Origin of the sequence: Pseudoalteromonas sp. bablab_jr011, from assembly GCF_016464045.1 — a bacterium.
Taxonomy (GTDB): Bacteria; Pseudomonadota; Gammaproteobacteria; order Enterobacterales; family Alteromonadaceae; genus Pseudoalteromonas; species Pseudoalteromonas lipolytica.
In genome coordinates, this window is record NZ_JACDWU010000326.1 from 24824 (window position 1) to 34420 (window position 9597).

14 protein-coding genes and 1 tRNA gene are annotated in these 9597 nt (G+C 41.0%); 5 read left to right on the forward strand and 10 right to left on the reverse strand.

Annotated elements, in window-relative coordinates; translation table 11 throughout:
• Positions 1-96: 96 nt before the first annotated feature.
• Together JIG41_RS21775 and JIG41_RS21780 are read left to right on the forward strand one after the other, a co-directional pair.
• Complete coding sequence (locus JIG41_RS21775) at positions 97-603, forward strand: SRPBCC family protein (RefSeq protein WP_065978186.1); 507 nt, start codon at positions 97-99, stop codon at positions 601-603.
• On the forward strand, positions 572-1459 hold the full coding sequence (locus tag JIG41_RS21780; RefSeq protein ID WP_065978187.1) for a TIGR03899 family protein: 888 nt from the start codon (positions 572-574) through the stop codon (positions 1457-1459). Before JIG41_RS21775 ends, JIG41_RS21780 begins: the two co-directional genes overlap by 32 nt.
• Positions 1460-1476: 17 nt before the next feature.
• Here the strand turns inward: JIG41_RS21780 and JIG41_RS21785 are convergent, their stop codons facing one another.
• The 9 genes from JIG41_RS21785 to JIG41_RS21825 all read right to left on the reverse strand — a co-directional run bounded on the left by JIG41_RS21785 (position 1477) and on the right by JIG41_RS21825 (position 7694).
• Positions 1477-2244, reverse strand: coding sequence for a TIGR04219 family outer membrane beta-barrel protein (locus tag JIG41_RS21785; protein ID WP_075594345.1), 768 nt, complete (start codon positions 2242-2244; stop codon positions 1477-1479).
• A 4-nt stretch (positions 2245-2248) separates the two neighbouring features.
• Positions 2249-3235: a DUF2333 family protein gene (locus tag JIG41_RS21790; RefSeq protein WP_065978189.1), complete on the reverse strand. Its 987-nt coding sequence runs from the start codon at positions 3233-3235 to the stop codon at positions 2249-2251.
• Between the two features lie 8 nt (positions 3236-3243).
• Positions 3244-3750, reverse strand: a complete 507-nt coding sequence (locus tag JIG41_RS21795) for a copper chaperone PCu(A)C (protein WP_199525463.1) — start codon at positions 3748-3750, stop codon at positions 3244-3246.
• Positions 3751-3830: 80 nt separating this feature from the next.
• Positions 3831-4157 (reverse strand): hypothetical protein, encoded by a 327-nt coding sequence (locus JIG41_RS21800; protein WP_199525464.1) that lies wholly within the window; start codon positions 4155-4157, stop codon positions 3831-3833.
• A gap of 9 nt (positions 4158-4166) precedes the next feature.
• Entirely contained in the window at positions 4167-4373 is a 207-nt protein-coding gene (locus tag JIG41_RS21805; RefSeq protein WP_036971358.1) for a PspC domain-containing protein, read from the reverse strand.
• A gap of 10 nt (positions 4374-4383) precedes the next feature.
• Positions 4384-5058, reverse strand: coding sequence for a PspA/IM30 family protein (locus JIG41_RS21810; RefSeq protein ID WP_036971361.1), 675 nt, complete (start codon positions 5056-5058; stop codon positions 4384-4386).
• A 239-nt stretch (positions 5059-5297) separates the two neighbouring features.
• Entirely contained in the window at positions 5298-6275 is a 978-nt protein-coding gene (gene dusA, locus JIG41_RS21815; protein WP_199525465.1) for a tRNA dihydrouridine(20/20a) synthase DusA, read from the reverse strand.
• Positions 6276-6498: 223 nt separating this feature from the next.
• Complete coding sequence (locus JIG41_RS21820) at positions 6499-6978, reverse strand: hypothetical protein (RefSeq protein ID WP_075594342.1); 480 nt, start codon at positions 6976-6978, stop codon at positions 6499-6501.
• Between the two features lie 95 nt (positions 6979-7073).
• A complete protein-coding gene (locus JIG41_RS21825) occupies positions 7074-7694 on the reverse strand; it encodes a MarC family protein (protein ID WP_036971394.1) in 621 nt (206 codons plus the stop codon).
• Positions 7695-7789: 95 nt separating this feature from the next.
• Between JIG41_RS21825 and JIG41_RS21830 the strand changes: the two genes are divergently transcribed.
• The 3 genes from JIG41_RS21830 (at position 7790) to JIG41_RS21840 (ending at position 9191) form a co-directional block, all read left to right on the forward strand.
• Positions 7790-8224 (forward strand): transcriptional repressor, encoded by a 435-nt coding sequence (locus tag JIG41_RS21830; RefSeq protein ID WP_036971396.1) that lies wholly within the window; start codon positions 7790-7792, stop codon positions 8222-8224.
• A 77-nt stretch (positions 8225-8301) separates the two neighbouring features.
• Complete coding sequence (locus JIG41_RS21835) at positions 8302-8769, forward strand: chemotaxis protein CheX (protein ID WP_065978232.1); 468 nt, start codon at positions 8302-8304, stop codon at positions 8767-8769.
• On the forward strand, positions 8766-9191 hold the full coding sequence (locus JIG41_RS21840; protein WP_036971402.1) for a secondary thiamine-phosphate synthase enzyme YjbQ: 426 nt from the start codon (positions 8766-8768) through the stop codon (positions 9189-9191). The genes JIG41_RS21835 and JIG41_RS21840 overlap by 4 nt, the downstream gene beginning before the upstream one ends.
• Positions 9192-9268: 77 nt before the next feature.
• Here the strand turns inward: JIG41_RS21840 and JIG41_RS21845 are convergent.
• Positions 9269-9344, reverse strand: a tRNA-Gly gene (locus tag JIG41_RS21845).
• Between the last annotated feature and the right edge of the window lie 253 nt (positions 9345-9597).

A 9597-nucleotide genomic window follows, 5' to 3' on the forward strand; every position in this document is an offset into this window, starting at 1 on the left:
TATCAAATTATTGCCTGAGGTGGGATCATTAAATTATTCATTTTATGCCTAAAATCGCTGTTTATCAGTGCGCTAATCGCCTTGGTAATTGGCCTAATGCTGTCACAAAAATACACCGTTAATAAGTCGGTTAACGTCACAGCAGCGCCGGATGAAATAGCCAGCTTAGTGAGCGATTTCACACAATGGCCACGCTGGCAACCATGGCAAGCAGTTGATCCCAGTATTAAGTTTACTGTCGCTGAGCCAAGTAAAGGCGTTGGAGCTCATCAATTTTGGCAAAGTAAGTTTGGCTCAGGTGAAATGACAATCACCCAGTTAAGTCCAGATAAAATGACTTTCAATATTTTGTTTAATCAGGAACATATCGCCCAAGGTTCGATAAGCTATGTTGGTAAAGGCAGTGAAGTTGAGATTATCTGCACCCTACATGGTGAAGTAAATACCCCTATTATTGGCGGCTACCTCGCTTTGCTAAGCCAATATATTCTTAACAACACGGTTAAACTGGCGCTCAATAATATTAAGACCACTGCGCAGTTAGCTACTAACAACAAGGCCATTGCTCCCGATGACAGTCAAAGCGGCTCAGGCAAGAGTTAATCTTGCTAATATCATTGAAAACCAGCTTGGTTATCCCATTCATAAGTCATCGACTGTCAAAATCAACAGTCCCAGCGATGACAGCTACTCTTCACAAGGGCAGCAGCAGTTAGCGTATAAAATAAATGCAGAAGCCAGCTTACTGCAACGAGCGCAAACACGCCAAGAAATTCAATTTATTAAGCGCCAAGAGAATATTGAAACCATCATGGCAATGGCGATGGCATTTTGCCCAGATGTTACAGGCCAACAACAGCCTGATTCTGACTGGATAGAACGATTTATTAGCTTATGTGAAGACACCGCAAACATCTCGATGCAAAAACTATGGGCTAAAATACTGGCTGGTGAAACCGTCTCACCTGGCACATTTTCAATCAAGAGTTTGCAAACGCTGAAGTACATGACACAACGTGAAGCAGATGCACTGCAACGCAGCACGTCGCTATGTGGCTACAACGAAAAAGACAACAGTCACCTAATTTTGTTAGGCTTTTATAAAAAGCCATCCTTGTTTGATTTACTCAGAAAAGGTAACAAAGTCTCCCTTAATTTGGGTAAAACCCCTGTTAGTTTTCCTGATATTTTAACGTTGATGGATATCAACTTATTGTATCGTAAAGAAATAGAGTCAGCAGTATTGAAAGCTGGCCAAGAACTCTCACTAAGCTTTATGAATCAACGACTCATTTTAAAAGCAAAAAGTAATGACCTTGTATTGAGCTATTATAAGTTTACACAAACGGGGGATGAATTAAGAAAACTGATCGTCTCACCTATCAATAAGGCTTATAAGCAAATACTAACAACCTCATTAGACGATGAGTTTGAAATAAGCTGGCAAGCTACAAAATAACCTGCCAGCATACTCAATTAAAAGTGAATTTGGATACCCGCAAATGGGCCTGATGCATCTAAATCCGTATAGATATCATCAATATCATCCAATTCTAATGTCATTGAACGGTAGCCCGCTTTAACATCTAAATCGATAGCAAGATTATCAAGCAACGCATACGCAATACCGGCTTGGTAGTCTTGTACTTTGCTGTCATCAATCGCTAATAAGCTGCCTTCAAAGAAAACACTTAAACCTGTAAACGGTAAACCCACTTCTGCGCGGCCGTATACAAGAGGAACAAAACCAGAGAAATCAACACGTTCTGTTGTGCTTGGGCCCCCGTCTTGCGAGGTACCTGTCACGACAATATCACCGTCAAATTGCTTGGCGTTCACACCTAAATCAATCGACACTAAATCATTATCGAAAATTTCGTAGTAAAGAATGTAATCTACGTGAGAAAGATCACTGACAGTGCCTACTTGTGTACCAACAACATAATCTGAACCACCAAAACTAAATGACTCATCCAACATGGTTGAACCATTCAGCTCAAGCTCTGTGTATTTTAATTTGATGTTAGGCACTAAAGGCACTGGGTGCTCTAGTGCTGCATAGTAGCTTGTGAAAGTCTCATCTTCAAAATTAAAACTTTGTAAATTACCGTCTTGAGCAAAGCTACCGCTATTATCTGATTGCCAGCCATCTACCCCAAGGTATAAACCTAATAGAGTGTCAGCTTGAGCTGTAGGAGCTAAACAGGCCATCGAAAGCGCGGCCGCTAAACAGTACTTTTTCATCATTTTATCCTTGCGCTAAAAGTTCGCTAAGTTCAATTAGAGCCGCATTGGCTCGAGAAATATAATTTGCCATTACCAGTGAATGATTGGCAACAAAACCAAAACCACTGCCATTTAAAATCATTGGGCTCCACACCGTTTCTTGTGTGGCTTCTAATTCACGAATAATTTGTTGTAGGCTAACACGGGCATTTTTCTTTTCTAAGACATCTGCGAAATCGTATTCAACAGCCTGTAAAAAGTGTAACAGCGCCCACGTGGCTCCCCTTGATTCGTAAAATACATCATCAATTTCCCACCACGACGTTTTCACTTGGTTTTGTAATGGTGCATAAGTTGCTTGGTGGGCAGCCGTATCACCGGCCAAGTCAGTGTTTAGGCGTTCTTGGCCAACACTTGCACTTAAACGCTGACTTAAACTGCCTAAGCGCTTTTCGGCTTCTTTTAGCCAACCACGTAAATTATCAGCGCGTGCATAAAATTGACTGTCTCTGTCATTTTGGTCGGCAATTTGGCTGCGATAAACAACAAGTAAATCAATGCCTTTTTGATATTCAGCTTCAGCGCTTGGCCACGCCCATGCTTCGGAACTGATGTTAAACTGCGGCTGCGCTTTTTTAAGTGCTTCATGCTCTGTTGATTGAGACTGAGAACGACTAAAGTCCTTACGCATTGATAATACAAGGTCACGCGTCATTTCAAGCGCCCCATATTCCCATGCAGGCATATTATCCATCATGACACTGGGTGGCATAATATCGTTAGACAAGTAACCACCGGGCTTATTCAATAATGTACTAGCTACATTAATTAACGTTGTCGTAGTGGTGTACCCCGTGACAAACTTTTCGCCACGCATTTGTGCTTCTTGCTTTGCCTTACCTACAACATCCATACGGTCAGGTTCACTACTCCAGTAAACCGAAACCGCGTAAAAAATAATTAAGATAATAAGTAATGCACTGGCTATTTTTCCTTTATGCTCAGACATGGTACCTCCTAGTGATGTGAGTGCTCTTTACTTTTTTGTGATGCCTCTTTAGACATATCATGTAAAGAGACAACTTTGGCTTGAGTAAATACTCGGTTGCCATCTTTAAAATATAGCGTGAGTTTTCGTTCTTGCCCTGCTTTTAACTCATCTTCAGGGTCAAACACCATCAAATGATAACCACCGGGTTTGAATTCAATGCTGCTGTGAGCACCTATCTCTAAAGAAATAACCTGTTCCATCTTCATCATGCCATCAACATGGGTATGTTGATGAATTTCAACGCGCCCTAAACCATCCAGTGTTGCCTTTGTTAATGTTGTAGCCTGCTGACTCGGATTGGTAATCGTAAAATAAGCGACACTGGCCTTACTGGCAGGTAAAAATTCGCGAACTTGGGCATTGCTCACGGTTACTTCTGCAACATCGTTATGGTCATGACCGCTGTGGGCAGATGAAAAAGTACTATAAAATAAACTTGTGATAAGAAAAGAGAATGCGGGCAACAGTTTCATTATGTTTTAATCCTTGTTAAGACATCAACTTACCCGCTAAATTTAGCATACTTTATTTATTAAGGCAGTTTATTCGTACCTTAAGCTGGTGATTTCTTGTTATCAGCAATCAGCCAACACAAAGCTGCAATTAATAACAAGGGCCATGCAATCACCACAGAACCAAATAAAAACGCAAGCACTACCCCGACTAAAGCAACCACACCTGCACCAATTAAGCCTATGGTAAATAAAGCAACCCCAGCAACTAGAGCAATAACAGCGACAAGTGCACCAACCACCTCAAGCCCAGCCCAGCTCATATCGGCTATTGATAAAGGCAGCTGCCATGAATCAAAGGATACAAATGTAAATGTATCTGTGCACAGTAGTAAAACTGCTAAGACAATAATAGCTAACGTTTTCATGACCAGCTCCTAATAACCTTTTACTGGCAAGCTACAATGTGCAACAAGGTAACCCACCCCAACAATGAAAGGCATATGTAAAAACAGTATGATCATGAGCAAACGCGTTGACCATACAGGAAAGCCCAATCGAGCAGCTAAACCGCTGCACACTCCAGAGATTTTCTTATTAGTTAAATCTCTAAACCAACGTGATGATGTATGATAAGTATTCATCGTTTTCCTCCTAAGCCGACTGTTTCATTGTGGCTTTTAAATCGGCCAGCTCTTTGTCTATAGCATCATTTTTTTCTAACGCAGCAATTTGCGCCGCTGTCGAATTTGCAGCATCACTGTGTGTAAGCTCATAGGCTTCAACTTGCGACTCGATGTTTTCAACGCGCTGCTCTAAATAATCAAATCGCGCTAACGCATCCGCAACTTTGTTACTATGAAGCTGCTCTTTGACTTTTAAGCGTGCCGTAACCACGCGCTCTTTTTGCATGTAAGTCAGTTGCTTTGCTTTGGCATCTGCAAGCTTATTTTGCAAACGCTGACAGTCGTCTGTTAACTTCGCTAATGAGTCAGCCACTTTATCCATTTCACGTTGCTGCGCTTCAATCTCTGCGTTTAAACGCTGTTTCTCAATTAATGCTGCTTTAGCAAGATCATCTCTGTCTTTACTAAGTGCTTTTTCAGCTTTCGCTTGCCAATCAGCTTGCTTTGCTTGTTTTGCTGCAATTTCACGCTTTATTTGCTTTTCTTGAGTTAAGAATGTTGCAGCGGTTGCACGACACTCATTAAGTGCATCCTGCATTTCTTGCACGAGTAAATTAAGCAGCTTTTCAGGATCTTCTGCTTTATCGAGTGCAGCAGATAAATTAGCCTGAATAATGTCGTTTACGCGATTTAATACACCCATGTGATTCTCCTGTTGATAATTGGGTTAATACACCGAGGAGATTCCAATTCTTATGCCAACTACAAAAAATTTTAAAATAACCATTAAAATACATAAGGTTAATTAGTTTTCACGTAACTAAACACTGACTTTAAGCTGAATGGAAAATAACTAATTTGACTAAAAAACTAACTTTTAAACCAAATTTTAGGATCAAAAAAAGCCACAAAAGAGTGGCTTTTTTTGTTCCAATTTGAACATTAAATTTCTGGCACAAAGCTCAATGCTTTATCCATAACACTTAAATCGGCCGTTTTGCCATGACCATTTTCTGAAAGGTGGCGTCTAAAGCCTCGCGCGCCCGGCTGGCCTTGGAAAATACCCAACATATGGCGAGCAATATGCCAAAAATTCGCGCCTTGGCTCATCTCATCTTCAATGTAATCATACATAGCTCGCACAACCTGATGACGATTAAGAGTAAACGGGGTATCACCGTAAATTTTTTCGTCAACTTCACTTAAAATGAATGGATTACTGTATGCCTCACGACCAATCATAATGCCATCTACATAATCAAGGTGCGTAATTGTATCAGCAATCGTTTTCACGCCACCATTTAGACTAAAGTGCAGTTGCGGATAGTCTTTTTTGAGTTGATAAACTCGCGGATAATCAAGCGGCGGAATTTCACGGTTTTCTTTCGGGCTTAACCCATTTAGCCATGCCTTACGGGCATGAATAATAAAGTCATCACAGCCTACATCGTGGCTTGCTTCAATCAGAGCACATAAAAACTCATACGAATCTTGCTCGTCAATTCCGATCCGTGTTTTAACGGTCACTGGAATCGATACTTCAGCCTTCATCGCCGCGACACACTCAGCAACAAGCTTTGGCTCAGCCATTAAACACGCACCAAAACGACCGTTTTGCACGCGATCAGATGGGCATCCTACATTAAGGTTAACCTCGTCATAACCACGCTCTGCCGCTAACTTAGCACATTTAGCAAGTGCGTCAGGGTCAGACCCACCCAGCTGCAACGCAACAGGACCTTCATGTTGATTAAAGTGTAAGTAATCACCCTTACCAAATAAAATAGCACCTGTTGTCACCATTTCGGTGTAAAGCACAGCATGTTTTGTCATTTTACGATGGAATGTTCGACAATGACGATCAGTCCAATCTAACATGGGTGCCACCGACAAACGGCGATTTAATGTCGTCGTGCTCATAGTATGGCCCCTTTAAATATCAATGCGTTCACTTGCAACTTGATTACCTAATACATTAACGCTTATTAAAGCAGTAACGGCTAAGATAATTAGCCATCACAATAAAAATAAAGTTTGCGTGATTATACCACTTAACAAAGCTGACGGCATGACTTAATCGTAGATCAGATAATGAAGAAGTGTGTAACTAACACACTTCAACTGGGAGGAAATAAAGTAATGACTAAATCTCTACTTTATTTAAGAGATTTTCTAAATTTTGGCCGGTAAGTTCAAATAGTGTAATTTCGAGTTCTTTATAATCTTCATTTTTTAGATTAACGAGCTTAGCACCCACAGCAATGCGTGCCACTTTCTCAACAGGATCGATTTCTACAATTTCAATTGATGCGTGCGTGTCATGATCTTTTGATTGCACATAATATTCACTGAAGAATGTACCATCAGCGCGCACATTCGGGTTACTGTCAGACACCGACTGCAACAGAGTGCCTTTTTTAAGATCGCTCTTGCGAAGTGAAAAGCTATATTCAGCTACATTGGCATGACCGATGATCAAGGTTACTGCACTTTCATCATTGATTTTAAAGTCATGATCTGTCACTTCGATCACTTTTAATTTGCCACTATCATAGGTCGGCTCCATGCAAGCAGCTAAACTAAAAAGCAGAAAAACAGATAAAACAACATGTTTGAGTCGCATTCTTTGTTCCTTAAATTATATTGCCTCCTTTTAAGTTAGATAATAGAAGGCAACAATTCAAAGTTTAAATGACTGAAAATGCGCTTTAATTTTTACTATACCGCAACCGTTAAGCCAAAATAATGAGCAATGCCACCCAGAATATTTGTTACCGCAACCGAAGATAAAATTAATCCCATCACACGGCTTATGATACTTGCACCACTATCACCGATGAGTTTATGTACATGCGTTGCAAGTAACAGTAAAACCAACACTATAATCAACACCGATAACATCACTGATGACGTGATTAACTGCTCCAGCCATGTGTATTCATTGTTTCGAGTCATTAGTACTGCAGCAAGCATTGCTCCGGGGCTTGCTATTGACGGAATAGCGAGTGGAAAAATAGCCGTTTCGGTACTATTGCGGACACTTTTTATTTCACTTTCAGGCTTACTTTCACCAAAAATCATCGACAAGGCAAATATCAGTAACACAATTCCGCCGGCAATTTGAAAAGCAGACAAAGGAATCTTAATTGCGTTTAAAAGTAGTTCACCCGCGAGTACAAAAAACAATAAAACCAGTGCCGACACTCCCACCGCTTTTAATGCTACTTTTCGTTTAAACTTAGCGTCTTCGCCTCGTGTAACCGCGATAAAGACCGGTACAGTACCAATTGGATCAATGACAGCAAAAAAGAAAATGAACGCAGCAAGCAATTCACTCATACCGAAAACTCCCAAGAAAACCTGCTAGCGAATAAAAACGCTGCAACTACAATACAGTATGATAGTATATCACGGTAGCGTAAGGATAAGAGAAGATGAATACAGAATCACTCGTCAGTAAAGCAAAACAAGTATGTGATAATCGTGGTGCACGTTTTACACCTATCCGTGAAAAAGTATTCCGCCTGCTAGCGAGCGCGCAAGGTGGTGTTGGTGCTTATGACTTATTAGAACAACTCAAATTAACTGAGTCAGGAGCAAAACCAGCAACAATTTATCGCGCCTTAGACTTTTTGTCGGAACTGGGCTTTATTCACAAAATAGAAAGCACAAACTCATTTATGTTGTGCCATCATTTTGATCACATTCATCCAGTACAATTATTAATTTGTGATAGCTGCGGTTATGTAAAAGAGCTGCATTCTACTGTTATTTCGCACGAGCTTAATAACTTAGCAGCTGAAAGCGGCTTTATTGTCTCAGGACAAACAATTGAAGCACACGGAAAATGTGAAAATTGCAAAGATTAAGTGCACTGTTTTATACAGCCACTACAATTAAAGTTAGAACAGCAGCCTCGCTGCAATAACCTAAGGGAAAATAAACAATGAATGTGGAGTTCATCAACCCTTTTTTATCGTCTTTACTCAATGTATTGAGCACCATGGCTCAAACAGAATTAAAACCCGGTAAACCTAGCCTCAAAAAAGATGAGATTGCGCGCGGTGATGTCTCTGGTTTAATCGGTATGGTTGGCCCACAAACTAAAGGTTCACTTTCAATCACCTTTGATGAAAGTTTGGCCTTAACTATTATGGAAAGAATGCTGGGAGAGCGACCAGATTCAGTTAACGAAGAAGTGACTGATATGGTAGGCGAAATAACCAACATGGTCACCGGGGGCGCTAAAAACCTTCTGGGCGAAAAGGGCTATGAATTTGATATGGCAACACCGATTGTTGTATCAGGTAAAGGACACACCATTACACATAAGTGTGAAGGTGCTAAAGTACTCATTCCGTTCACCTCAGAGGACGGGAATGCCAATATAGAAGTTAGTTTTGATAAGCTATGAGTTGGCAACAAAAAACCATTCAGCTAAAGCCTCGCACACGAGGCTTTCACATCATTGATGACGAGTTACTTCGTCAACTACCTGAAATCAGCCAGTATAAAGTCGGTTTATTGCATTTGTTTATTCAGCACACTTCTGCCAGTTTAACTATTAACGAGAATGCAGATCCGACAGTGCGTATGGATATGGAAAGCCACTTCAACCACTTTGTCCCAGAAAGGCAGAGTTATTATCGCCACGATTATGAAGGTGACGATGACATGCCTGCACACATAAAAAGCAGTACATTAGGCTGCGAACTGACAATTCCAATCCATCAAGGACGCCTTCAACTCGGTACTTGGCAAGGTATTTATTTAGGTGAGCATCGCGACCAGGGCGGTTCAAGACGCATTGTTGCCACAATCCAAGGTCAACTATAAAACAAACAAATAAACAGGCGTGACGTAGCTGAAATGTTTTTTAACTGGGAGTTATTTATAAAGAATAGTTTAGAATTTGGAGCGGCACACGAGGCTCGAACTCGTGACCTCAACCTTGGCAAGGTTGCGCTCTACCAACTGAGCTAGTGCCGCATTCAAATAGTCAGTGATTTGTCCGTTGATGCACAACCAAAGGTTGCGGTAAAACGTTCTGGCAACTGAACTAGTGCCGCATTCAAATAGTCAGTAATTTGTCCGTTGGTGTACAACCAAAGGTTGCGGTAAAACGTTCTGGCAACTGAGCTAGTGCCGTATAATTTGAATTTTTTATAACAATTTCTTTTGGTGAGAAATTGGAGCGGCACACGAGGCTCGAACTCGTGACCTCAACCTTGGCAAGGTTGCG